General features: G+C 70.3%; 23 protein-coding genes and 1 tRNA gene. 12 read left to right on the top strand and 12 right to left on the bottom strand.

Annotated elements, in window-relative coordinates; all coding sequences use genetic code 11:
• Positions 1–114: 114 nt before the first annotated feature.
• The 6 genes from gshB to rdgB all read right to left on the bottom strand — a co-directional run bounded on the left by gshB (position 115) and on the right by rdgB (position 5,011).
• Complete coding sequence (gene gshB, locus AC1DQJ_RS18525) at positions 115–1,062, bottom strand: glutathione synthase (protein ID WP_477606004.1); 948 nt, start codon at positions 1,060–1,062, stop codon at positions 115–117.
• A 127-nt stretch (positions 1,063–1,189) separates the two neighbouring features.
• Positions 1,190–2,005, bottom strand: coding sequence for a transglutaminase family protein (locus AC1DQJ_RS18520; RefSeq protein ID WP_477606002.1), 816 nt, complete (start codon positions 2,003–2,005; stop codon positions 1,190–1,192).
• A 6-nt stretch (positions 2,006–2,011) separates the two neighbouring features.
• Positions 2,012–2,380, bottom strand: a complete 369-nt coding sequence (locus AC1DQJ_RS18515) for a YraN family protein (protein ID WP_477606000.1) — start codon at positions 2,378–2,380, stop codon at positions 2,012–2,014.
• Positions 2,377–3,243: a 16S rRNA (cytidine(1402)-2'-O)-methyltransferase gene (gene rsmI, locus AC1DQJ_RS18510; protein ID WP_477605998.1), complete on the bottom strand. Its 867-nt coding sequence runs from the start codon at positions 3,241–3,243 to the stop codon at positions 2,377–2,379. The genes AC1DQJ_RS18515 and rsmI overlap by 4 nt, the downstream gene beginning before the upstream one ends.
• Before the next feature lie 26 nt (positions 3,244–3,269).
• Positions 3,270–4,415 (bottom strand): radical SAM family heme chaperone HemW, encoded by a 1,146-nt coding sequence (gene hemW, locus AC1DQJ_RS18505; RefSeq protein ID WP_477605996.1) that lies wholly within the window; start codon positions 4,413–4,415, stop codon positions 3,270–3,272.
• Positions 4,412–5,011, bottom strand: coding sequence for an RdgB/HAM1 family non-canonical purine NTP pyrophosphatase (rdgB, locus tag AC1DQJ_RS18500; protein ID WP_477605994.1), 600 nt, complete (start codon positions 5,009–5,011; stop codon positions 4,412–4,414). The genes hemW and rdgB overlap by 4 nt, the downstream gene beginning before the upstream one ends.
• A gap of 318 nt (positions 5,012–5,329) precedes the next feature.
• On the opposite strand from rdgB, the gene AC1DQJ_RS18495 reads away from it, so the two are divergent.
• From AC1DQJ_RS18495 to AC1DQJ_RS18485, 3 genes are read left to right on the top strand one after another with little or no spacing between them, the layout of a single operon-like run.
• Positions 5,330–5,860, top strand: a complete 531-nt coding sequence (locus AC1DQJ_RS18495; protein ID WP_477605992.1) for a DUF2975 domain-containing protein — start codon at positions 5,330–5,332, stop codon at positions 5,858–5,860.
• 2 nt (positions 5,861–5,862) lie between these two features.
• Positions 5,863–6,102: a helix-turn-helix domain-containing protein gene (locus AC1DQJ_RS18490; protein ID WP_477605990.1), complete on the top strand. Its 240-nt coding sequence runs from the start codon at positions 5,863–5,865 to the stop codon at positions 6,100–6,102.
• 54 nt (positions 6,103–6,156) lie between these two features.
• Positions 6,157–6,912 carry a creatininase family protein gene (locus tag AC1DQJ_RS18485; protein WP_477605988.1) on the top strand — a complete coding sequence of 252 codons (756 nt, stop codon included), beginning with the start codon at positions 6,157–6,159 and terminating at the stop codon, positions 6,910–6,912.
• Here AC1DQJ_RS18485 and AC1DQJ_RS18480 read toward each other — a convergent pair.
• Genes AC1DQJ_RS18480 through tsaD form a run of 4 tightly spaced genes read right to left on the bottom strand, consistent with a single transcriptional unit; the run spans position 6,909 to position 9,650 of the window.
• Positions 6,909–7,277 carry a Rieske (2Fe-2S) protein gene (locus AC1DQJ_RS18480; RefSeq protein ID WP_477605986.1) on the bottom strand — a complete coding sequence of 123 codons (369 nt, stop codon included), beginning with the start codon at positions 7,275–7,277 and terminating at the stop codon, positions 6,909–6,911. The two genes, AC1DQJ_RS18485 and AC1DQJ_RS18480, sit on opposite strands and share 4 nt — an antisense overlap.
• Positions 7,274–7,561 carry a YciI family protein gene (locus AC1DQJ_RS18475; RefSeq protein WP_477605984.1) on the bottom strand — a complete coding sequence of 96 codons (288 nt, stop codon included), beginning with the start codon at positions 7,559–7,561 and terminating at the stop codon, positions 7,274–7,276. The genes AC1DQJ_RS18480 and AC1DQJ_RS18475 overlap by 4 nt, the downstream gene beginning before the upstream one ends.
• A gap of 11 nt (positions 7,562–7,572) precedes the next feature.
• A complete protein-coding gene (locus tag AC1DQJ_RS18470) occupies positions 7,573–8,562 on the bottom strand; it encodes an NAD(P)H-dependent glycerol-3-phosphate dehydrogenase (protein WP_477605982.1) in 990 nt (329 codons plus the stop codon).
• Positions 8,559–9,650 (bottom strand): tRNA (adenosine(37)-N6)-threonylcarbamoyltransferase complex transferase subunit TsaD, encoded by a 1,092-nt coding sequence (tsaD, locus tag AC1DQJ_RS18465; protein WP_477605980.1) that lies wholly within the window; start codon positions 9,648–9,650, stop codon positions 8,559–8,561. The genes AC1DQJ_RS18470 and tsaD overlap by 4 nt, the downstream gene beginning before the upstream one ends.
• An 82-nt stretch (positions 9,651–9,732) precedes the next feature.
• On the opposite strand from tsaD, the gene hemC reads away from it, so the two are divergent.
• From hemC to AC1DQJ_RS18440, 5 genes are all read left to right on the top strand, one after another.
• Positions 9,733–10,701 carry a hydroxymethylbilane synthase gene (hemC, locus tag AC1DQJ_RS18460; RefSeq protein ID WP_477605978.1) on the top strand — a complete coding sequence of 323 codons (969 nt, stop codon included), beginning with the start codon at positions 9,733–9,735 and terminating at the stop codon, positions 10,699–10,701.
• Between the two features lie 40 nt (positions 10,702–10,741).
• Positions 10,742–11,440: a uroporphyrinogen-III synthase gene (locus tag AC1DQJ_RS18455; protein ID WP_477605976.1), complete on the top strand. Its 699-nt coding sequence runs from the start codon at positions 10,742–10,744 to the stop codon at positions 11,438–11,440.
• A 2-nt stretch (positions 11,441–11,442) separates the two neighbouring features.
• On the top strand, positions 11,443–12,294 hold the full coding sequence (locus AC1DQJ_RS18450; protein ID WP_477605974.1) for a COG4223 family protein: 852 nt from the start codon (positions 11,443–11,445) through the stop codon (positions 12,292–12,294).
• Complete coding sequence (locus tag AC1DQJ_RS18445) at positions 12,291–13,811, top strand: heme biosynthesis HemY N-terminal domain-containing protein (RefSeq protein ID WP_477605972.1); 1,521 nt, start codon at positions 12,291–12,293, stop codon at positions 13,809–13,811. The genes AC1DQJ_RS18450 and AC1DQJ_RS18445 overlap by 4 nt, the downstream gene beginning before the upstream one ends.
• 42 nt (positions 13,812–13,853) lie before the next feature.
• A tRNA-Thr gene (locus AC1DQJ_RS18440) sits at positions 13,854–13,929 on the top strand.
• Positions 13,930–14,052: 123 nt separating this feature from the next.
• Here AC1DQJ_RS18440 and AC1DQJ_RS18435 read toward each other — a convergent pair.
• The gene (locus tag AC1DQJ_RS18435; protein WP_477605970.1) at positions 14,053–15,003 is read right to left on the bottom strand and encodes a SurA N-terminal domain-containing protein; all 951 of its coding nucleotides are present in this window, start codon (positions 15,001–15,003) and stop codon (positions 14,053–14,055) included.
• A 296-nt stretch (positions 15,004–15,299) separates the two neighbouring features.
• Here AC1DQJ_RS18435 and AC1DQJ_RS18430 point away from each other — a divergent pair, with 296 nt between their 5' ends.
• Complete coding sequence (locus AC1DQJ_RS18430; RefSeq protein WP_477605968.1) at positions 15,300–15,581, top strand: hypothetical protein; 282 nt, start codon at positions 15,300–15,302, stop codon at positions 15,579–15,581.
• Here AC1DQJ_RS18430 and AC1DQJ_RS18425 read toward each other — a convergent pair.
• Entirely contained in the window at positions 15,578–16,330 is a 753-nt protein-coding gene (locus AC1DQJ_RS18425; RefSeq protein WP_477605966.1) for an SIR2 family NAD-dependent protein deacylase, read from the bottom strand. The two genes, AC1DQJ_RS18430 and AC1DQJ_RS18425, sit on opposite strands and share 4 nt — an antisense overlap.
• A gap of 280 nt (positions 16,331–16,610) precedes the next feature.
• Here AC1DQJ_RS18425 and AC1DQJ_RS18420 point away from each other — a divergent pair, with 280 nt between their 5' ends.
• Genes AC1DQJ_RS18420 through AC1DQJ_RS18410 form a run of 3 tightly spaced genes read left to right on the top strand, consistent with a single transcriptional unit; the run spans position 16,611 to position 21,334 of the window.
• Positions 16,611–18,521, top strand: a complete 1,911-nt coding sequence (locus tag AC1DQJ_RS18420; RefSeq protein ID WP_477605964.1) for a methyl-accepting chemotaxis protein — start codon at positions 16,611–16,613, stop codon at positions 18,519–18,521.
• Positions 18,521–18,994 (top strand): chemotaxis protein CheW, encoded by a 474-nt coding sequence (locus tag AC1DQJ_RS18415; protein ID WP_477605962.1) that lies wholly within the window; start codon positions 18,521–18,523, stop codon positions 18,992–18,994. Before AC1DQJ_RS18420 ends, AC1DQJ_RS18415 begins: the two co-directional genes overlap by 1 nt.
• Before the next feature lie 45 nt (positions 18,995–19,039).
• Entirely contained in the window at positions 19,040–21,334 is a 2,295-nt protein-coding gene (locus AC1DQJ_RS18410; RefSeq protein WP_477605960.1) for a methyl-accepting chemotaxis protein, read from the top strand.
• Positions 21,335–21,449: the final 115 nt, after the last annotated feature.

The following is a 21,449-nucleotide window of genomic DNA, read 5'->3' as shown; positions in this document are numbered from 1 at the left end:
CTCAACTTATCCACAAGCCGAGCACGCCGAGCGGGCCGGATCAAGAACAAAAATAGAACTTTTTAGGAAGTTGAGACGATTCCGCGACTTATACGTGTCTCTTGGAGTTGCAAGCTAAGCCGTTGAGCGCGCGGTTTCAATAGCGTCCCAAAGAATCGCCGTCGCATTGACACCGGTGAACCGCTCCAGCGCTCGGGCGCCGGTCGGCGAGGTGACGTTGATCTCCGTCAGGTAGTCGCCGATCACGTCGATGCCGACGAACATCAGGCCGCGGCGCTTCAGCTCCGGACCGATGATCGCGCACAGCTCCTTGTCGCGGGCGGTGAGCTCGACGGCCTCGGCGCGGCCGCCGACCGCCAGGTTCGAGCGGATCTGCCCGGCGCCGGGCACGCGATTGATCGCGCCGACCGGTTCGCCGTCGACCAGCAGGATGCGCTTGTCGCCCTTGCTGACCGCCGGGATGAACTTCTGGGCGATCACCGGCTCGCGGCCGATCATCCGGTGCAGGTCGAGCATGGCGTCGAGGTTGGGGTCGTCGGCCAGCAGCCGCGCCACGCCCGAACCGCCGCCGCCATACAGCGGCTTCAGCACGATGTCGCCGTGGCGGGCGCGGAAGTCGTAGATCGCCTCGACGTCAGAGGTGATCAGGGTCGGCGGCTGCACGCCGGGAAAGCCGGTGACGAACAGCTTCTCGGGCGCGTTGCGCACCTCGGTCGGGTTGTTCACCACCAGGGTCTTGGGATGGATCACGTCCAGGAAATGGGTGGAGGTGATGTAGGCCATGTCGAACGGCGGGTCCTGGCGCAGCAGCACCACGTCGAACGCCGACAGCTCGACCAGCTCCCAGTCGCCGAACTTGGCGTGGTCGCCCTTGACGTCCTGCACGCTCACCGACCGGCCACGGGCGAACACCCTGCCCTCTTCGAGCGCCAGCCGCTCGGGCGTGTAGACGAACAGCGAATGCCCGCGCGCCTGCGCCGTCAGCATCATCAGGAAGGTCGTATCGCCTTCGATCTTGATGGCCTCGAGCGGGTCCATCTGGACGGCGACCTTCAACGACATGGGTAGCTCCTCAACGGTCAAGGCGTCTCAGATAGGCCGGGAGGCACGGCAGCGCCAGCGCGCGATGGCGCTTAGCAGTCAGTTCCGCTCCTGCTGGGGTAGGTGGTTCGCGGCGCAATGGACCCGCCTAGTTCAGCCGCAGCCGGACCCGCTCACGCTGGGCGCGGGCGGCGAGGGCCGCGCCGCCGTCGAGGCTGGAGGCGTGGGCCAGGGCTTCCAGGGCGCCGGCCAGCGCGCCTTGGCCCTCGCGGGCGGCGGCGACGTCGAGCCAGGGGCGGTGGTCGAGCGGATCGAGCAGGGCCCGGCGCAGGGCGGCGCGCTCGGCTCGGCCGTAGTCGCCGGCCGCGGCGGCGCGGGCGAAGACGTTGTTCTGCAGCCTAATCAGCACTGCTCGGTCGCTGGCCGGAGCCATCAGCCGATCGAGCCGGTCGGCGACGTTGGGGGTCAGGCCGGCGTGCAGCGCCCGGCGGGTCAATTCCGAGGGCAGCACCACCCGGCCCTCGCTGAACGGGTCGAGGGCCAGCGGGCCCTCGCGGGTCTCGATGCGCAGCAGGAAGTGGCCGGGGAAGTCGACGCCCTGCACGGTCAGGCCGCACCGCCGCGCGACATGCAGATAGAACACCCCCAGCGCCACCGGCAGGCCGCGCCGCCGCTCGGCCACCGCCACCACACAGGCGTTGTCGGGGTCGTCATAGGTTAGAAGGTCGCCAGTCAGGCCGAGATCGCCGGCCATGGTCTCGGCCAGCGCCTCCTCGGGGCTCTCCAGTTTCAGCCGCTCGGACAGCCGCTCGACGCCCAGCCGCGCCATCTCCAGCGCCGGCTGCGGGTCGCGGCCCGGATCCTCGTGCACGGCGCAGGCCACCGCCGCGTCGAGCAGCGGGAAGACGTCGTCCGGCGCAAGTCCGGCTTCTCGCAACAGGTTTTCGGCTTCCTCTTGGGTCATAGGCTCTCAAGCGCCCTTCCAGGCGTCAGGACTGTGTACCGGCAAGCGCCCCGGCGCGAGCGCGACCAAATCGAGCCGAATGGAAAGATTTTGCAAGCTGGGCCTGCGCGCGGCGATAGCGCGCCCCGCTCGTCGCAACCGCTCACGCTGGGTCTGCGTCACCGTCTCAAGCGCCGCCTCCAGGCTGGTGCGGCGCTTGACCTCGACCACGACCAGCACCTCGCCGCGCTGGGCCAGCAGGTCGATCTCGCCCTGCGGCGTGCGCAGCCGGAAGCCCAGGATGCGGTAGCCCTTGGCCATCAGCCACAGGGCGGCCCAGACCTCGGCCCGGCGGCCGGACAGCCTGGCGGCGGCTCCCCGGGCCTGGCGGCTCATTTGCCCTTCAGCTCCATGGCCCGCCGGTAGAGGTCGCGGCGAGGCAGGCCCAGCGCCTTGGCCACCTCGGCGGCGGCGTCGGCGGGCTTGAGGCGAGTCAGGGCGTCGGCCAGGGCGGTGTCGGCGTCGGCGGCGCTGGCCGCCTCCTCGCGGCCGGGCCCGACGAGGATCACCAGCTCGCCCTTGGGGAAGTCCATCTTCGGGTCGGCGGCCAGCTGGTCCAGCGGTCCGCGGGTCACGGTCTCGTAGAGCTTGGTCAGCTCGCGGGCCACGGCCGCTTCGCGCGGTCCGAACACCGCGGCCATGTCGGCGAGGCTCGAGGCCAGGCGGGAGCCGCCCTCGAAGAACACCAGGGTGGCGCGGATGCCGGCCAGCTCTTCGAAGAAGGCGCGGCGTCCGGCGCTCTTGGGCGGTGGGAAGCCGGCGAACAGGAAGCGGTCGGTCGGCAGACCGGCCACCGACAGCCCGGCCAGCAGCGCCGAGGCCCCGGGGATCGGATAGACGGCGGACCCCTGCGCCACGGCCTCGCGCACCAGCCGAAAGCCGGGATCGGAGACCAGCGGGGTGCCGGCGTCGGAGACCAGGGCCACGCGCCCGCCCTCGGCCAGCAAGGCCAGGGCCTTGGGGCCGCTGCGTTCGGCCGAGTGCTCGTCATAGCGCTCGATCTTCTTCGACAGGCTGTAGGCGCTGAGCAGCTTGGCCGCCACGCGGGTGTCCTCGGCCAGCACCAGATCGGCGGCGTTCAGCACGTCCAGCGCCCGTAGGGTGATGTCGCGCAGATTGCCGATCGGGGTGGCGACCACATAGAGGCCCGGATCGAGCGGGGCCTCGGACAGGGCCGGCGGAGGAGGGTGACGCGACATGGGCGCAAGGCTTCGCCGGTTATCGCTCAGGTCGCAAGCCTTGAGGTCACGTGGTCGAGCAGCAGGCGCCCCTCCGGAGTGGCGCGCAGCCGGTCGGAATCGTCGGCCAGCAGCCCAGCCTCGACCAGGTTGCGGACCTTGGGATGCAAGGGCGTCAGGCCCAGGGCCGCCACTTCGGCGAAGCCGACGCCGGGCGCAATGCGCAGGCCCGCCAGCAACCGCTCTTCAGCGGCCTCGATCTCGGTGAGCATCTCGCGGGTCGCAAAGCCGGTTCCGCCCGCCTCGACCGCGCCGATGTAGTCGGCCGGCCTGGCGTGGGCGAAGGTGGCGGCGCGCCCGCCCTCCAAGCTGAGCCGGCCATGCGCGCCGGGGCCTGCGCCCACATAGTCGGCGCCGGTCCAGTAGACGAGGTTGTGGCGCGAGCGCGCCGCCTCGCCGCGGGCGTGGTTGGAGACCTCGTAAGCTTCGAAGCCGGCGGCTTCCAGCACCGCTTGAGTGGTCTCGAACAGCTCGGCGGCTGCATCCTCGCCCGGCGGCCTCAGGCTGCCGCGGCGCACTGCGCGGTCGAAGGCGGTGCCGGCCTCGATAGTCAGCTGGTAGGGCGAGACGTGCTCGGCCCCCAGATCGAGGGCCTGGGCCAGCTCGGCGCGCCAATCGTCGGGGGTCTGGCCGGGGCGGGCGTAGATCAGGTCGATGGAGAGCCGCGGGAAGATCGCTGCTGCGGTTCGCGCCGCGCGGATAGCCTCCTCGGCGTCGTGATTGCGGCCGAGCAGGGTCAGGCTGGCGTCGTCCAGCGCCTGCAGTCCCAGCGACAGGCGGTTCACGCCAGCCGCAGCGAAGCCGGCGAAGCGATCGGCCTCGGCGTCGGTGGGGTTGGCCTCAAGGGTGACTTCCAGGTCGGCGGCGGGGCTCCAGAGCCTGCGGGCCAGAGCGACCAGCTCGCCGGCCCAGTCGGGGTCCATCAGCGAGGGAGTGCCGCCGCCGAGGAAGATCGAGACCAGCTCCCGCGGCCCGGTCAGCTGGCGCTGGGCGGTCAGGTCGGCGGCGATGGCGCGGACCAGGGCGGCCTGCTCCTCGCGCCGGCCGCGGTCGCGATAGACGTTGAAGTCGCAGTAGGGGCAGATCTTCGCGCAGTAGGGCCAGTGGATGTAGAGGCCCAGCGATTCAGTCAAAGCAGGGCGGCCTTCAGCTTGGCGAAGGCCAGGGCGCGGTGGCTGATCTGGTCCTTCTCGATGGGGTCCATCTCGCCGAAGGTGATGGTTGCGCCGATGGCCTGGAAGATCGGGTCGTAGCCGTGGCCACGGTCGCCGCGGCCAGGAAACACCAAGGTCCCGTCGACCCGGCCTTCGACGACCACGGCGGGGCCGCCCGGCCAGGCCACCGCCAGGGCGCAGGTGAACCAGGCGCCGGCGTCGTCGCTTTCGACCTCCTCCAGTCGCTGCTCGACCTTCTTCATGGCTCCGACGAAATCCTTCTCCGGTCCGCCCCAGCGCGCCGAATAGATGCCCGGCGCGCCGTCGAGGGCGGCGACCGACAGGCCGCTGTCGTCGGCCAGGGCGATCAGGCCGCTGGCCTCGGCGGCGGCTCTGGCCTTCAGCAGCGCGTTGCCGACGAAGGTGCTCTCGGTCTCTTCTGGTTCGCTCAGGCCCAGTTCCCCGGCGCTCACCAGCTCGAAGCGGTTGTCGAGAATCGCCGCCAGCTCGCGGGCCTTGCCGGGATTGTGGGTGGCGACCACCAGCTTGGCGCCGGGTTCGAGCTTCAGGGCCATGGGCGAATACCTCGCAGACGAAGGGGCGGCGGACCATAGAGCCGGCGGCGGCCGGACGCATTGCGAAAGTTTAATATCGTTTTTCGATATTTCAATTGATCGAAAAGCAATGCGATCATATCGATTATCAACACCAGCGGCGATCCCGCCGCGCCAAACCCAAGAACAGGAGCTGCTCATGTTCTCGTCCATGATGTCCGGCTTGGAACGGACCCTGATGATCGCAGCGGTCGTGATGGCCGCCTTGCCGATCGCCGCCTTGGTCACCGGCGGCGCCTTCGCCTAGTCTGGCGCTTCGTTACAACGCGGAGCGGCTGCATGCGCGCCCTGGGGCCAGGCTCGGTTTCGAGCTTCCTGAAGATCATCCTCGACGTCGTGTTCGTCGCGCTCTGGATCGGCCTGGGCGCGGTGGCGCTGATGATGCTGGCCGCCGCCCTGTTCAGCTTCAATCCGGAGCTGATCGACAACATCTCGATCCGCACCGGCGCCAATGAGATCGAGGCTGGCGGGCCGGTGCTGCTCGGCGGCTTGGCTGCGGCCGGGCTCTATCTGGCCGGAGTGCTGGTGATCGTCGAGCGGCTGCGCCGGATCTTCGCGACCCTGACCGCCGGCGACCCCTTCCATCCGGAAAACGTCCGCCGCCTGCGGGTCATCGGCCTAGTGCTGGCCGGTCTGGAGATCGGCCGCTACGCGATCTACGGCATCGGCATATGGGCCTTGCCTGGCGCCGACATCAAGGAGCCGGAGCTCAGCCCCACGGCCTGGTTCTCGGTGCTGGTGGTGTTCGTGCTGGCCGAGGTGTTCCGCGAAGGCGCCCGCCTGCGCCGCGAAGCGGAGCTGACGATCTGACCATGCCCATCCGCGTAAACCTCGACCGAGTGCTGCTGCAGCGGCGCATGTCGCTGACCGAACTCGCCGACCGGGTGGGCGTGACCATCGCCAACCTCTCGATACTGAAGACCGGCAAGGCCAGGGCGGTCCGCTTCTCCACCCTCGCGGCCCTATGTCGCGAACTCGACTGCCAGCCGGGAGACCTGCTGGTCTACGAGCCGGGACCGGACGACTCCGGACCCGACGACGGGTTCGACTAGCCGCCCGCTCGGTAGTATGGCCGGGGCGACGGGGCTCCTTCCAAGGGATTTCAAATGCTGCTGCACCTTTCGACCTGGCAAGAGATCGAGGCCTATCTGGCGCGCTCCAAGACGGTGGTGGTGCCGATCGGTTCGAACGAGCAGCATGGGCCGACCGGCCTGCTGGGCACCGACTGGCTGTGCCCGGAGATCATCGCCCACGAGGCGCAGAAGACTTCCGACCTGCTGATCGCCCCGACCTTCAACATCGGCATGGCCCAGCATCACCTGGGCTTCCCGGGCACCATCTCGCTGCGGCCGACCACCTTCATCGCCGCGATCGGCGACTGGTGCCGCTCGCTGGCTGGCCACGGTTTCGAGAAGATCTATTTCCTCAACGGCCACGGCGGCAATGTCGCCACCATCGAGGCGGCCTTCTCCGAGCTCTATGCAGAGGCCAGCTTCGCCGGCCGCGAGCGCGGCTTCGCCTGCAAGCTCAAGAACTGGTGGGATCTGAGAGGCGTCAACGCCCTGGCCAACCGGCAATTCCCCAGCGGTCACGGCAGCCACGCGACGCCCTCGGAGATCGCCGTCACCCAGTGGGCCTATCCGGACTCGGTCAAGACCGCCAACTACGCGCCGCAGATCGCTCCCACCGGACCGATCCGTGAGGCCAAGGACTTCCGGGCTCGCTATCCGGACGGCCGCATGGGCTCTGACCCCGCCCTGGCGACGCCCGAGAAGGGCGGCGAACTGGTGGAGCTGGCCGTGCAAGGCCTGATCGCCGACGTCGCCGACTTCGGGGCTGAACCGTTCCCGGCGCGCGGCTAAGCGGTCAGGATTTCGCCATCCACGACCTGCACCGGCCAGGGGCTCAGCCTCTGGTCGGCGCAGGGCCCGGCGACGCAGACCCCGTCCAGCGGCCGAAACAGCGCCGCGTGCCCGCCGCAGAGGATCAGGTCGCCCTCGCGGGTCAGGTAGCGGTCGTCCCAGGCGGCCAGGGGCCAGCCGGCGTGCGGGCAACTGTCGACATATCCGCGGATCTCGCCGCCGACCCGCACCACGAAGCCGGCGAACATCTTGCCGCCCTCGCGGAAGCGAAAGCCCTTGGAGCCGGGATCGGCGATCTCGGCCAGCGGGCAGAGCGCCACGCCGGCGCCCGGGCGGGCGGGATTGTCGGGGCCGTCCCGCGTCAAGCGAACCCGCCGAGGGTGGGCTTAAAGGCGGTGATCTCCACCTTCTGGAACAGGCCGGCCTTGTTGTAGGGGTCGTCGGCCGAGAAGGTCCGCGCCTGGGCGATGTCGTCGAACTCGACGATCAGCAGCGAGCCGGCCATCGCGCCCTCGGCATCCAGCAGCGGGCCGGCCAGCTTCAGGTGCTCGCGGAACCCGCCGACATAGGCCAGGTGCGCCTCGCGGTTGGCCATCCGCAGGTCGAGCGATTGCGGCTTGTCGAGGCAGTGCAGGGCGAAGATGGTCATGGCGTTTCCCATTATCGTTCGGTTCTGATCGGACGCGACAGCAGGCCGGCGATGGCCTCGTCGACCTGCGCCTCGCCAGCCAGGATGGCGGCGACGGCCTCGCAGATCGGGGCCTCGACCTCCAGCTTGCGGGCCAGGGCGACGACGGCGGGCGCCGAGGCGACGCCTTCGGCCACCGAGACCTTGCCGGCCAGCGCCTGCTCAAGGGTCTGGCCGCCGCCCAGCGCCAGGCCGACGCTCATATTGCGCGACTGCGGCGAGGAGCAGGTCAGCACCAGGTCGCCGAGGCCGCAGAGACCGGCGACGGTCTCGGCCTCCGCGCCCAGGGCCACGGCCATCCGGGTCATCTCAGCGAAGCCGCGGGTGATCAGGGCGGCGTGAGCGCTGCGGCCCAGGCCCTTGCCCTCGGAAATCCCGCAGGCGATGGCCAGCACGTTCTTCACCGAGCCGCCGATCTCGGCCCCGACCATGTCGACGGCCAGGTAGGGGCGGAAGGTCGGCAGGCTGAGCGAGGCGGCGATCTGGAAGCCGAGCTCCTCGTCCGGGCAGGCGAGGGTCACCGCGGTCGGCAAACCGCGGGCCACGTCGATGGCGAAGCTCGGGCCCGAAAGCACCGCGGGCGAGGCCTGCGGCAGGGTTTCGTCCAGCACCTCGGTCATCAGCTTCAGCGAGCCCTGCTCCACGCCCTTGGAGCACAGCACCACCGGCACGCCGGCCTTGGCGTGCGGCCGGAAGGCGTCGAGGCTGGCGCGCAGGTGCTGGGCCGGCGTCACATTGAGAATCAGGTCGCAGCCGGCCAGATCGGCCAGGTCGCCGCTGGCCTTCACCGGGGCGTCGAACACCACGCCGGGCAGGAAGGTTTTGTTCTCGCGCTCGCCATTGATCGAGGCGACGACGTCGGCCTCGCGGGCCCAGAGCGTCGTCTCAAGGCCGGCGCGGGCGCAGACCAGGGCCAGGGCGGTGCCCCAGGCTCCGCCGCCGATGACGCCTGCGGTCTTCATGCCTTGGCTCCCTTGCGGCCGAATGCGTGGGTCGGGTTGGCGGCGGCGGCCTCTGGGTCCAGCGGCCAGCGCGGCCTGGCTGGGGCGTCCAGCGGGTCGGAGATGCCCAGCGCCAGGCGCTCGGCCCCGGCCAGGGCGATCATCGCCGCGTTGTCGGTACAGTAGGCCAGCGGCGGGGCGTCAAACGAGAAGCCGTGCCTGGCGGCGGTCTCCTGCAGCTTGTCGCGCACCGCCTTGTTGGCCGCCACCCCGCCGGCCACCACGAAGCGCAGCCGCTGGCCGGGACGCTCGGCGGCGTAGGCCTCCATGGCCCTGTCGGTGCGCTCGGACAGCTGGCGGGCGATCGCCGTCTGGACCGCGGCGGCCAGGTCGCGGCGCTGATCGTCGGTGGTCACTGTGGCGGCGAACCGGGCGGCGGCGGTCTTCAAGCCCGAGAACGAGAAGTCGAAACCCTTGCGGCCCAGCAGGGCGCGGGGCAGCTCATAGGCCGAGGCGTCGCCGCCCTGGGCCATCTGCTCCAGGTGCGGGCCGCCCGGATAGGGCAGGCCCATGCTCTTGGCGATCTTGTCGAAGGCCTCGCCGGCCGCGTCGTCGATGGTCGAGCCCAGCCGCTTGCAGGCGCCGACGCCCTCGACGCTGAGCAGCTGGCAGTGGCCTCCGGAGACCAGCAGCAGCAAGAATGGATAGGGGATGTCGGCCGCCAGCCGGGCCGAGACCGCGTGGCCTTCCAGGTGATTGACCGCCACCAGCGGCAGGTTGCGGGCAAGGGCCACGGCCTTGCCGAACGCCAGTCCGACCATCACCCCGCCGACCAGGCCGGGCCCGGCGGTGGCTGCGACGCCTGTCAGCTCGCCATAGCCGACGCCGGCGGTCTTCATGGCCTCGGCGACCACCCCGTCGATGGTCTCGACGTGCGAGCGGGCGGCGATTTCAGGCACCACGCCGCCATAGGGCGCGTGCTGGGCGAACTGGGTGCCGATCACCGAGGACAGCACCTCGACCTGGCCGTCGCCGCCCAGGCGCACGACCGACGCCGCGGTCTCGTCGCAGCTGGTCTCAAGCCCCAGAACTGTCAGAGGGTCGCTCACCCAGGCTCCCGATGGTTGCGGCGCCCCGCTTGGTCCTATAGGCCGGGGCTTCCTTTCAGAACGCCGAGGTAGACTGCGCGTCGTGCCCACGCAACAGCCCGTCCGGATCGGAGCCCGCGGCTCCAAGCTCTCCCTGGCCCAATCGGGCATGGTCCAACGCCGGATCGCCGCCGCCCTGGGCGCCGATCCCAGCAACCCCGCCGAGGTCGAGGCGGTCGCCCCGCTGATCGTCATCACCACCACCGGCGACCGCGTGCAGGACCGCCGGCTGCTGGAGATCGGCGGCAAGGGCCTGTTCACCAAGGAGATCGAGGAGGCGCTGCTGTCGGGCGCCATCGACTGCGCGGTGCACTCGATGAAGGACATGCCGGCCCTGCTGCCCGAAGGGCTGTGCATCGCCGCCATCCCCGAACGCGAGGATCCGCGCGACGCCTTCCTGAGCCACAAGGTCGAGCGCCTGGAGGACCTGGCGCAGGGCGCGGTTCTTGGCACCGCCTCGCTGCGCCGTCAGGCGCAGTCGCTGCACCGCCGCCGCGACCTCGACGTGCGCATGCTGCGCGGCAATGTCGACACCCGCCTGGCCAAGCTCGCCGCCGGCGAGGCGGACGCCATCCTGCTGGCCATGTCCGGCCTCAAGCGGCTGGGCCTCGGCGACCTGCCCAAGAGCTTGCTCGATCCGGTCGAATATCCGCCGGCGCCGGGACAAGGCGCGTTGGCCATCGAGACCCGGGTCTCCGACATGGACGCGCCGTGGCTGGCGGCGATCCGCCACGCCCCAACCACCGTCGCCGTGGCCGCCGAGCGCGGCGCCCTGACCGCGCTGGAAGGCTCCTGCAAGACCGCCATCGGCGCCCATGCGCGGCTGGCGGGCGGCTCGCTGCACCTGATCGTCGAGGCGCTGTCGGCCGACGGCGCTCACCGTTTCCGCCATGAAGGCTCGGCCGAGCTGGCCGCCGCCCGCGACCCGCAGGAGGCGGCGCGCGCGCTCGGCCTGTCGCTGGGCGAGGCGGTCAAGCGCGAGGGCGGCGACCTGATCCTGGCGCCGGAGTGATTGATTAAGCTTCGCTAGAGCGCCAGGGTTGAGCTCAGCCATGACCACCCGCCCGCTCATCGTCTGGATCACCCGCGCGCAGCCCGGCGCCGAGGCCACGGCTGCGCGGGTGCGCGGGCTCGGCCATCAGGCCTTCGTCGCGCCGCTGCTGACCATGCACCCGTTGCCCGGCGTCCAGGTCGACCTGAACGGGGTCAAGGCTCTGGCCTTCACCAGCGCCAACGGCGTGCGCGCCTTCGCCCGGGCCAGCACCGACCGCTCGCTTCCAGTGTTCGCGGTCGGCGCGGCCACCGCCCAGGTCGCCCGCGAAGTCGGCTTCCGCCGCGTGCTGTCGGCCGACGGCGACGTCGCCGCCCTGGCCAAGGGCATCGCCGACCGGCGCGCCGAGATCGGTGGCGCGGTGCTGCATCCGGGCGCCGTGGAGCTGGCCGGCGACTTGGCCGGAGCGCTGGAGCGCAGCAAGGTCGAGGTCCGCACCCTGGCGCTCTACGACACCGTGCCGGTCCCGCTCGATCCGCACGACCTCGAGCGGCTGGCGGATGTCGATGTCGCCCTGGTGCATTCGGCCAAGGGGGCCAAGGCGCTGGCCGACGTGCTGCGCATCCATCCGCGCCCCAGCCTGCGGGTGCTCGGCCTCTCCATGGCGGCGCTGCTGCCGCTCAGCCGCACCCCGGTGGCCGAGCGAATCCACGCCCCGTTTCCACTCGAAGCCGCACTGTTGAATCTGTTAGATCGATAGACATGAGCGACCAGCTGTCCGCCCCGCGTGATCCTGGCTCCTACGGGCGCCGCCGCTCCGCCGGCTTCGGCATTGGGGCCATCGCCCTGTTCGGCGTGGCCTGCCTGGCGGGCGGCTACGGCCTGGCCCGTTTCGGGCCCGAACTCTATCCCGACAAGCCGCAGCCGGGGGCGAGCGCCGAGCGCGCCGCCGTCGCCCCAGCACCGTCGCCCACGGTCGCACCCATGGCCGTGCTGGTCGACACCGCGCCGCCCGAAGCGTCGCCGGCCCTCGACACCGCGCTCGGCCAGCGGGTCGAGGCGCTGGAGAGCGACCGCGCCAAAATGGCTTCGGCGGCCGCCTCGGCCCTGGCCGCCGGGGCCCTGGTCGAAGCCGCGCAAGGCTCACGCCCGTTCCCGGACGAGGTGAAGGCCCTGGCGGTGCTGGCGCCCTCGCTCGATCTGCGCGCCCTGGCGGTGGACGCCGAGCGTGGCGCACCCAGCCGCGCCGCCCTGGCCGCCAGCTTCCCCGACTATGCGGCCCGCGCCGCCTCCGCCGCCCGCGCCCCGGACGACGGCGCCGGGGTGCTGGAGCGCATCGGCTACGCGCTGTCCCGTGTGGTCGCCCTGCGCCGGGTCGGCGACGTTCCCGGCCAGGGCGTCGATGCCCTCATCGCCCGGGCCGAGCGCCAGGTGGAGGACGGCGACGTGGTCGCCGCGCTCGCCACGCTCGAGACCTTGCCGGCCGACGCCAAGGACGCCATCGGCCCGTGGCGCGACCGCGCCGAGCGCCGCGCCAAGATCGACCGCGAGATCGCCACGGTCCGGGCCCAGGCGCTGGAGGAGCTCGTCCGCCAGGCCCGGAGCGGCGCATGATCCGTTCGGCGCTGATCGTCTTCCTGGTCGCCGCCTTGGCGACCGCCATGCTGGCCGTCACCGGCGAGCCGGGCCACGCCACCCTGGTCTGGCTCGGCTGGCGCGCCGACATGACCGCTGCGGCGTTCGTGCTGATCACCCTCCTGGTCGCGCTCTGCGCCATGATCGCCTGGCGCGCGCTGCTGTGGGTGGCCGAGGCCCCGCAGCGGGCCGAGCGGGCCCGCGCAGACGCCCGCCGCCCCCAGGCCAACGAGGTTCTGACCCGCGGCTTCGTCGCCGCCGCGGCCGGCGACGGCTCCGAGGCCCGCCGCCTGGCGTTGAAGGCCGCCGACCTGGCCGACGAGGCCCCGGGACTGGTGCGCGTGCTGGCCGCCCAGGCCGCGGAAGCCGCCGGCGACGCCGCCGCGGCCCAGGCCGCCTACACCGCCATGCTCAGCCTGCCGGACATGCGCCTGGCGGGACACAAGGGGCTGATGCAGCTCGCCCTCGCCCAGGGCGACCGCGCCGCCGCCGCCGCCCATGCCGAACAGGCCTATGCCGAGGCGCGCACCGCCCGCTGGGCTTGGCGCGCAGTGCTGGAGGCCAAGCTCGAGGCCGGCGACTGGGACGGTGCGCGCGAGCTGGCCAAGAGCGCCCTGGATCGCAAGATCGTCTCGCCCATCGTCGCCGACCGGGCCCGCGCGGCGCTGCTGGCCGCCTCCGCCGCCGAGGCCGAGGGCGATCCCAAACGCCGCGCCCAGGCGCTCGACTTCGCGGTCGAGGCCGCCCGGCTGCAGCCGGGGTTCGCACCCGGCGTGGTGATGGCCGCCCGCCTTCTCAGTGAGGACGGCAAGGCCGCGCGCGCCTCGCAGGTGATCGAGAACGCCTGGAAGGCCGCGCCGCACCCGGCCCTGTGGCTGGCCTATCGCGACCTGCGCACCAACGAGACGCCGCGCCAGCGGGCCGAGCGGCTCTGGAAGCTGGCCTCGCTCAACTCGTCGGCCCGTGAAAGCCGCATCCTGCTGGTCGAGCAGGCGCTGATCGGCGGCGACCCCGACCGTGCGCAGGACGCGGCCAAGGCGCTGGAGGCCGAGCCGGTCACCGCCCGCATCGCCGGATTGCTGGCCCGCACGGCCTTCGCCGCCGGTCAGCCGGACGAGGCGCGGGTCTGGATGGCCCGCGGCGTCAGCGCCGAGCAGGAGCCCGACTGGTCCGACCTCGATCCGGAGGGCCGAGCCTTCGCCTACCAGCCCGCCGATTGGGCCCGGCTGGTGGCCAGCTTCGCCGAGAGCGGCGAACTGATCCATCCGCGACACGAGCGGCGCGAGCGCACGATGAGCGAGCTGCCGGAGCTGCCGATCTCCTATGCCGACTCCGCCGCCTTCCTGGTCGCGCACGAGGCCGAACCCGCCCCCTACGCCTTCGCCGAAGGGGTCTATGAAGACGAGGATCCGCCGACTCCGCCGACCCCGCGCGCCGGCGAACGTCGCCCTTCCGGAAGGCGACGCTTGGCGAGCGCGCCGAGAGTCGCTAAGTAGGCGCTCCCTCGCGGGCCAAATCGGCCTGTGAACGCGTACCAGGCCGCTTTAGCTCAGCTGGTAGAGCACCTCATTCGTAATGAGGGGGTCACAGGTTCGAGTCCTGTAAGCGGCACCACCCTCCCATCTGAAGACGACGCCCTGCTCGGCCTGTCGCGGACGGGTTTGGCGCGCGCCCAAACGAAAAGGGCGCGGCGAGAGGTCCCGCCGCGCCCTTCAGGCTGTGGTCTTCGGTGCGCCCTTAGGTCGGCGAACCGGCCGGGGCCGCCGGAGCGGCGGCCGGGACGGGAAGCGCCGGCGCCGCGGGAGCAGCGCCCTTGGCGGCAGGGGCCGCGCCCTTCGCCGCCGGCTTGGCCGGGACGGGCTTGTACTTGTCGTTGTAGGTGACCTTGGCCTCGGCGCCCTTGCGCATGGTCTCGATCTGCTTGCCGACCTGCTCTTGGGTGCGCATCGTCTTCAGGCCGGACATGGCGTAGTTGATCGCGCGGTCGCCGGTGAACGGCATGACGCGCGAGTCGCGGATCTGGTTGACGAAGATCGCGTTGCCGCGCGGGAAGATGAAGATCTCGCCCGGGGGCAGCTTCATCAGAGTGTCGGTCAGGCCTTCCGGCGCGCTCAGGGTGTCGAGCACGGTGGTGGTGCGCTGGAAGTCGATGTTTTCGCGCGAGAGGACGCCCTCGATCTGCTCGAGGGTGGTCATCGGCTCGAATTCCTTCATCAGCTCCTGCTTGAACTTCCCGACGACCAGCTGGTCGACCACCATCACCCGGCGCTGGGCGAACATGTTCGGATGGTCGGTGACGAACTTCTCGGCGTCCGGACGGGTCGGAGCCACGACGGTCGCTGCGATCTGCCGCTGCATGGCGCCGACCAGCATGGCTTCCTTGGCCTGCTGTTCCTGCTGAGCATACTGCGGGGTCTTGTCGAGCTTCTGCTCCTTCGCGGCCTGGGCCACGACCTTGCGAGTGATGATGGCGTTCAAGGCCGCCTGTTCCATGGCCTTGCGCTCGTCGGGATTGGCCGACGAGGCGCCGCCCAGTTCACGGTTGAGCTCGGTGATGGTGATTTCTTCGCCGTTTACGGTGGCGACCACCTGCCCCTTCGGGGCCTTGGAGCCGCCGCCGATCAGGCCGCAGCCGCTCATGGCGATGCAGGCCAGCAGGGCTGCGCCATGAGTCCAGTTCAATTTCATCGGTCTCTCCCCGAGTGTGTCGCGACGGCTCAGCTTCAGATCGCCACGATGACGTGTAGGCGTCAACTTGGGCGAGCCGTCTCAACGGGCCGTTTGTCCCTTTAACCTCGAAACTTCTTAAACTGTGACGAACAGCGCTGTGCGTCGAGCGCAGGCGCTCCCGCGACCAACCCCTCGCCGGTCGCGGCGATGTCCGCGTCGTTTGGTGTTGCAAGTCAATGCGGGACAAGGGAAAACCGCTGCCGTCCCCGGCCGTCGAGCCGCACCGGGCTCGAAAGGTCCCCAAGTTTCATTTCATGAGCGACGAACCTAAGCGCCGCCCCGTACTTTCGCTGAAGAACCCGCCGAAGGTCGTCCTTCCGGAGGGTCTGAAGCCGCGCGCCCCGGTCCCGCCGCCCCTCCCGCAGCATGAGTGGAAGTGCAAGCCCTGCGGCGCCGGGTTCTCGATCGAGGCGACCTTGGCCGACGAGGTTGTCATCCGCTGCCCCGGCTGCAACGCCAAGCTGGGAAGCGTGGGCGACTTCCGCACCGAGCCGCTGCCGACCAAGGTCCGCGCCCGCTCGATCAAGAAGGCCTAGGCCCCCACCACCTCGCGCATCACCGGGCCGATCTCGTCGTGCAGCACGATGTCGGCGTAGCCGTCCTGATCGGTCGGCTCGCGGTTGACGATCGCCAGCATCGCGCCGTTGCGCTTGGCCAGCAGCGGGAACCCTGCCGCCGGATAGACCACCAGGGACGAGCCCAGCACCAGGAAGAGGTCGCAGGCCAAGGTCGCGGCCTCGGCGCGCTCCATGGGCGCCTCGGGCATCGCCTGGCCGAACGAGATGGTGGCGGACTTCACCAGTCCGCCGCAGGCGCGGCAGACCGGGATTTCGCCGCGCTCGGTGAAACTTTCGCGAAAATCTTCGAACTCATGTCGCAGGCCGCAGGCCAGGCAGCGCGCATAGTGCGCATTGCCGTGCAGCTCGATCACCTGCGCCTCCGGTATGCCCGACTCCTGATGCAGGTTGTCGACGTTCTGGGTGATCACCGCGCGGGCCCTACCTTCGCGCACCAGCCTGGCGACAGCGGTATGGCCGTCGTTCGGCCGCGCGCCGGTCCATCTGGCCGCGCCTGAGAACACCCGGCCCCAGGCCTCGCGCCGGCGGTCCTCGTCGCCGACGAACTCCTGGAAGTAGATCGGCTTCATCTTGCTCCAAACCCCGCCGGGACTGCGGAAATCCGGCACCCCGGACTCGGTGGAGATGCCGGCCCCGGTGAAGATCACGATGTTCCGTGCGCCGTTCAGCGCCCGGGCCAGCGCGGCGCGTCCGCCGTCGTCGGTCATGGTGGCCTCTCCCGTGGATCCGCCAGCGATCGGTAGCGCGGGCCGCCGCGGTCGCCAAGCGCGATCGCGCCGGTAGGGCTGGCCAGAAATCCCAGGCAATACAGAGTAAGTATCTAAAGTATTGCTGCCGAGAAGCGGGCGGATAGAGCAAGAATGGCGCTGGCGTCACGTCCAGTATGAAAAGTGCGACAATTTGGCGTGATGCGATTAATCGTCATTAACCGTCGGGAAGTGTGTTTTGCGCAATTCAATGCCTGAACTGTACTGTCGGGGCCTCGAAATGAACTTCAGTAATATGCGCATATCCGCCAAATTGATCGCGGCATTCGTCGTGATCTTGGCGGTGTTCTCCATGTCGGCGACGGCCGTGTTCTTCAGTCTCAGCGCCACCGTGAAGGCGGCCGAGGCGAACAACGTCAGCAACAAGAACAATGAGCACGTGACCAGCGTGCTCTACTACGCGGTCGAACAACAGAACGCGGCGCGCGGTTTTGCGGCCACCCGCAACGCCGACTTCCTGAAGAACTACGAAGCCAACCGCACAGCGCTCTACAAGAACCTCGAGGACTTCACGGCCAACACTGCGCTTGCCGAGCAGAAGCAGCGCGCCGCACGCCTGAGGGCCGCATTGAACGCCTGGGAAGCCAAGAACGACGAGATCATCAAGCTCTCGCGCGATCCGATGACCGAGTTCCAGGCCCTTGCGCTGTTGGACGAGGTGCGTCTGGGCGACGTCCGCACCGTCCAGGGCGAGATCATGGACGCCCAGCGTAAGCTGGTCGCCCAGCGACTGGCCACTCAACAAGAGGCCATCAAGCAAGCCCAGCTGACCCTGATCGCCGGCAGCGCCATCGCCATGCTGGCCGCGGCCGCCATGGCCTGGCTGCTGTCGCGCGCCATTGCTGCGCCGATCGGCTCGATGACCCGCGTCATGGGCAAGCTGGCCAGCGGCGACAACGCCGTCGACGTCCCCGCCCTCGGCCGCAAGGATGAGATCGGTGAGATGGCCAAGGCCGTCCTCAGCTTCAAGGAAGCCGCGATCGAGAAGATCCGCCTGGAGGCCGCGGCCGCCGAGCAGCGCGCCGCCGCCGAGGCCGAGCGCAAGGCCCGCGAGGAAGAAAAGGCCCGCGAGGCCGAGCAGGACGCCGTCGCCATCGGCTCGCTGGCCGAGGCCCTGGGCAAGCTCGCCAAGGGCGACATGACGCACCGCATCACCGCCGCCTTCGCGCCCAAGGCCGAGCAGCTGAAGACCGACTTCAACGCCGCCGTCGCCACCCTGCAAGAGACGATGAAGGTCATCAGCGGCAACACCACCTCGATGCGCTCCGGCGCCGGCGAGATCAGCTCGGCGGCCGACGACCTGTCGCGCCGCACCGAGCAGCAGGCCGCTTCGCTGGAAGAGACCGCCGCGGCGCTCGACCAGATCACCGCCACTGTCCGCAAGACCGCCGAGGGCGCCAATCACGCCCGCGACGTGGTCGAGACCGCCCGCAGCGACGCCGAGCGCAGCGCCGCCGTCGTCGAGCGCGCCACCGCGGCCATGGGCGAGATCGAGCAGTCCTCCAAGCAGATCGGCCAGATCATCGGCGTGATCGACGAGATCGCCTTCCAGACCAACCTGCTGGCGCTGAACGCCGGGGTCGAAGCGGCCCGCGCCGGCGACGCCGGCAAGGGCTTCGCGGTCGTCGCCTCCGAAGTCCGGGCCCTGGCCCAGCGCTCGGCCGAAGCGGCCAAGGAGATCAAGGCCCTGATCAACGCCTCCTCAGCTCAGGTCGGCCAAGGCGTCGATCTGGTGGCTGAAACCGGCAAGGCTCTGCAGCGGATCGCGGCCCAGGTGGCCGAGATCAACTCCTCGGTCTCCGAGATCGCCGCCAGCGCTCAGGAGCAGGCCACCGGCCTGCACCAGGTCAACACCGCTGTTAATCAAATGGATCAGGTCACGCAGCAGAATGCGGCCATGGTCGAAGAGTCCACCGCCGCCAGTCACGCGCTCGCCAATGAGGCCGTCGAGCTCGCTCGCCTCATGGGCCAGTTCACGATCGGCCAGGACAACGACCGTCCGACCGCGCGCCAGGCCGTGCCTGCGCCCCGCGCCGCCCGTCCGTCGCCCTCCCGCAGCTACGGCTCGGGCGCGGCCACGGCGCGCAAGCTGGAGCCGGTCGGCGACACCGACACCTGGGAGGAGTTCTGATGGAAGTAGATTCCCGTATCCCGTCGCCCGGCGCTGAGCTGATTTCGGTACGCATCGCCGAACAGGCCTACGCCATCGACATCATGGCGGTGCGAGAGATCCGCGGCTGGACCGCGGCGACCCCGCTGCCGCACGCCCCGTCGCACGTGCTGGGCATGATGAACCTGCGCGGCGCCATTCTGCCGGTCATCGACCTGGGCGCGCGCCTGGGTCTGGGCCCGGCCAACCCCAGCACCTCCTCGGTGGTGGTGGTGGCGCAGATCGGCGACGCCCAGATGGGCCTGGTCGTCGACGCGGTGTCCGACATCCTGACCGTGACCGAAGGCCTGATCCAGCCGCCGCCGGAAGTCGGCAGCCCGGAATCCACCGCCTATGTCAGCGGCGTGATGACCACCGACACCGGAATCGTCTCGCTGCTGGCGCTCGACTACATCCTGCCGCCGGACATCCAGGCGACCGCCGCGGCCGCCTGATCGCGGCCGCCAGTTCAGTACCAGTAAGTGCGTTTGGGGGAATAAATGCTGGCGCGACTTTCCATTGCTTGGAAGCTGATGCTCGCTGCGGGCTGCGCCATCGGCGCCCTGCTGCTGATCGCCGCCGCCCTGGTGGCGACCAACGCCAGCGGCATCGTCCGCGACCTCTCGAACGACAACGCTGAAGCCCTGGCCGGCAAGGCCGCCGCCGAGGTCTCCGGCGACCTTGGCCACCTGGAAGGCATCGCCCGCGGGCTGTCGGACACCCTGGGAGCGGCCCACGCCGCCGGGATCCGCGACCGCAAGGTGCTGACCGAGATGATCAAGCCGACGGCCACGGCCTCGCCGATGATCCTCGGCGCCTGGTTCATGGAAGTGCCGAACGAGCTCGACGGCCTCGACGCCGAGCACCTGGGCGACCTGGCCGGCGGCTCCAACAAGCTCGGCCAGTTCACCCCCTACTGGGTCAATGAAGGCGGCTCGCTCAGCCTCGCGCCGCTCGACACCGGCAGCGACTACGAGCAGCCGTTCTACCAGACCAGCTTCACCAGCAAGAAGGCTGCGATCGTCGAGCCCTATCCCTACGAGATCGGCGGCAAGACGGTGGCCATGACCTCGATCACCTTCCCGGTGCTGTCGAACGGCAAGCTGATCGGCGTCGCCGGCATAGACCTAGCGCTCGACAGCATCTCCAGCGAGCTCGGCGCCCTGCGCCCGTTCGGCGACGGCCGCGTCATGCTGGTCTCGCCCCAGGCCAACTGGGTTTCGCACACCGACGCCAAGCTGCGCATGAAGCCCTATGCCGACACCGGCGCCGCCGAGCTCAAGGGCGCGATGGGCGATGGCAAGTCGGTGCTGCTTTCGGGCCTCGACCAGCCGATCGGCAAGGTCGAACGCCTGGTCGTCCCCGCGCCGCTGACCGGCCTCAACTCGACCTGGGCCGTCGTCATGGACGTGCCGACCAAGCACATCACCGGTCCGGCCCGCCAACTGGCCATCTGGCTCGCCATCGGCGGCCTGGTGATCCTGGCCCTGGTGCTGGGCGCGCTGTTCGTCGCGGTCGGCAAGCTGGTCCGCCAGCCGCTGGCCGGCATCACCGCGGCCGTGGGCGAGCTCACCGCCGGCCGCTACGAGAAGGCCGTCGCCGGCGCCGACAAGCATGACGAGGTGGGCGAGATCGCACGCGCCCTCGAAGGCTTCCGCCACGGCCTGGCCGAGAACCGCGCCCTGCGTGCCGGCCAGGAGGCCGCCAACGCCGCCGCTGAAACCGAGCGCCGCAACGCCGAGGCCGAACGCAACGCCGTCGCCGCCCAGCAGGCCGTGGTGGTCAACGCCCTGGCTCAGGGTCTGGAACGCCTAGCCCAGGGCGATCTGACGGCGCGCGTCGACGCCCAGGTCGCGCCGGAATACGAGTCGCTCAAGCACGACTTCAACGTCGCCATGAGCCAGCTGCAGAACACCATGGGCGTGGTGGTCGGGGCGACCTCGTCCATGCGCTCGGGGGCCGATGAGATCAGCAAGGCCGCCGACGACCTGTCGCGCCGCACCGAGCAGCAGGCCGCTTCGCTGGAAGAGACCGCCGCGGCGCTCGACCAGATCACCGCCACCGTCCGCAAGACCGCCGAGGGCGCCAACCACGCCCAGGGCGTCGTCCAGACCGCCCGCTCCAACGCCGCGGAAAGCGCCCACGTGGTGCAGCGCGCCACCGACGCCATGGGCCAGATCGAAGGCTCCTCCAAGCAGATCGGCCAGATCATCGGGGTGATCGACGAGATCGCCTTCCAGACCAACCTGCTGGCGCTGAACGCTGGGGTCGAAGCCGCCCGCGCCGGGGAAGCCGGCCGCGGCTTCGCCGTCGTCGCCTCGGAAGTGCGGGCCCTGGCCCAACGCTCGGCCGAAGCGGCCAAGGAGATCAAGGCCCTGATCAACGCCTCCTCGGCCCAGGTCGGCCAGGGCGTCAGCCTGGTCGCCGAGACCGGCAAAGCGCTGCAGCTGATCGTCGAGCAGGTGGCCGAGATCAACGGCATCGTCACCGAGATCGCCGCCAGCGCCCAGGAGCAGGCCACCGGCCTCCACCAGGTCAACACCGCGGTCAACCAGATGGACCAGGTGACCCAGCAGAACGCCGCCATGGTCGAGGAATCGACCGCCGCCAGCCACTCGCTGGCCGGCGAAGCGGTCGAGCTCGCGCGTCTGATCGGCCAGTTCAAGACCGGCGGCTCGGCTCCGGCGGCAAGCCAGGCGCCCGCTCCGCGCCAGCGCTCGGCTCCGCGCCTGGCCGTCGCCGGCGGCGGCGCGCCCCGCGGCATGGCCGGGCACGACAGCTGGGAAGAGTTCTAGAAGAATAGTTCCTCCCCTCATGGGGGAGGTGGCTCGCCGCCTGGCGGCGAGACGGAGGGGGCACGCTGACTCAGCATACCCCCTCAGTCAGCCATCCGGCTGACAGCTCCCCCGG

The organism is Phenylobacterium sp. P4_E10 (genome assembly GCF_056401675.1).
The sequence above is the reverse complement of the archived record's forward strand: the minus strand, read 5'-3'. Positions and strand labels throughout refer to the sequence as shown.

Excerpts from the sequence above, each read along its gene's own strand:
- gshB (WP_477606004.1), bottom strand. The coding sequence starts at position 1,062 with ATGTCGTTGAAGGTCGCCGTCCAGATGGACCCGCTCGAGGCCATCAAG.
- AC1DQJ_RS18520 (WP_477606002.1), bottom strand. The coding sequence starts at position 2,005 with ATGACCCAAGAGGAAGCCGAAAACCTGTTGCGAGAAGCCGGACTTGCG.
- AC1DQJ_RS18515 (WP_477606000.1), bottom strand. The coding sequence starts at position 2,380 with ATGAGCCGCCAGGCCCGGGGAGCCGCCGCCAGGCTGTCCGGCCGCCGG.
- rsmI (WP_477605998.1), bottom strand. The coding sequence starts at position 3,243 with ATGTCGCGTCACCCTCCTCCGCCGGCCCTGTCCGAGGCCCCGCTCGAT.
- rdgB (WP_477605994.1), bottom strand. The coding sequence starts at position 5,011 with ATGGCCCTGAAGCTCGAACCCGGCGCCAAGCTGGTGGTCGCCACCCAC.
- AC1DQJ_RS18495 (WP_477605992.1), top strand. The coding sequence starts at position 5,330 with ATGCGCGCCCTGGGGCCAGGCTCGGTTTCGAGCTTCCTGAAGATCATC.
- AC1DQJ_RS18490 (WP_477605990.1), top strand. The coding sequence starts at position 5,863 with ATGCCCATCCGCGTAAACCTCGACCGAGTGCTGCTGCAGCGGCGCATG.
- AC1DQJ_RS18485 (WP_477605988.1), top strand. The coding sequence starts at position 6,157 with ATGCTGCTGCACCTTTCGACCTGGCAAGAGATCGAGGCCTATCTGGCG.
- AC1DQJ_RS18475 (WP_477605984.1), bottom strand. The coding sequence starts at position 7,561 with ATGACCATCTTCGCCCTGCACTGCCTCGACAAGCCGCAATCGCTCGAC.
- AC1DQJ_RS18470 (WP_477605982.1), bottom strand. The coding sequence starts at position 8,562 with ATGAAGACCGCAGGCGTCATCGGCGGCGGAGCCTGGGGCACCGCCCTG.
- AC1DQJ_RS18455 (WP_477605976.1), top strand. The coding sequence starts at position 10,742 with ATGACCACCCGCCCGCTCATCGTCTGGATCACCCGCGCGCAGCCCGGC.
- AC1DQJ_RS18450 (WP_477605974.1), top strand. The coding sequence starts at position 11,443 with ATGAGCGACCAGCTGTCCGCCCCGCGTGATCCTGGCTCCTACGGGCGC.
- AC1DQJ_RS18445 (WP_477605972.1), top strand. The coding sequence starts at position 12,291 with ATGATCCGTTCGGCGCTGATCGTCTTCCTGGTCGCCGCCTTGGCGACC.
- AC1DQJ_RS18435 (WP_477605970.1), bottom strand. The coding sequence starts at position 15,003 with ATGAAATTGAACTGGACTCATGGCGCAGCCCTGCTGGCCTGCATCGCC.
- AC1DQJ_RS18430 (WP_477605968.1), top strand. The coding sequence starts at position 15,300 with ATGAGCGACGAACCTAAGCGCCGCCCCGTACTTTCGCTGAAGAACCCG.
- AC1DQJ_RS18425 (WP_477605966.1), bottom strand. The coding sequence starts at position 16,330 with ATGACCGACGACGGCGGACGCGCCGCGCTGGCCCGGGCGCTGAACGGC.
- AC1DQJ_RS18420 (WP_477605964.1), top strand. The coding sequence starts at position 16,611 with ATGAACTTCAGTAATATGCGCATATCCGCCAAATTGATCGCGGCATTC.
- AC1DQJ_RS18415 (WP_477605962.1), top strand. The coding sequence starts at position 18,521 with ATGGAAGTAGATTCCCGTATCCCGTCGCCCGGCGCTGAGCTGATTTCG.
- AC1DQJ_RS18410 (WP_477605960.1), top strand. The coding sequence starts at position 19,040 with ATGCTGGCGCGACTTTCCATTGCTTGGAAGCTGATGCTCGCTGCGGGC.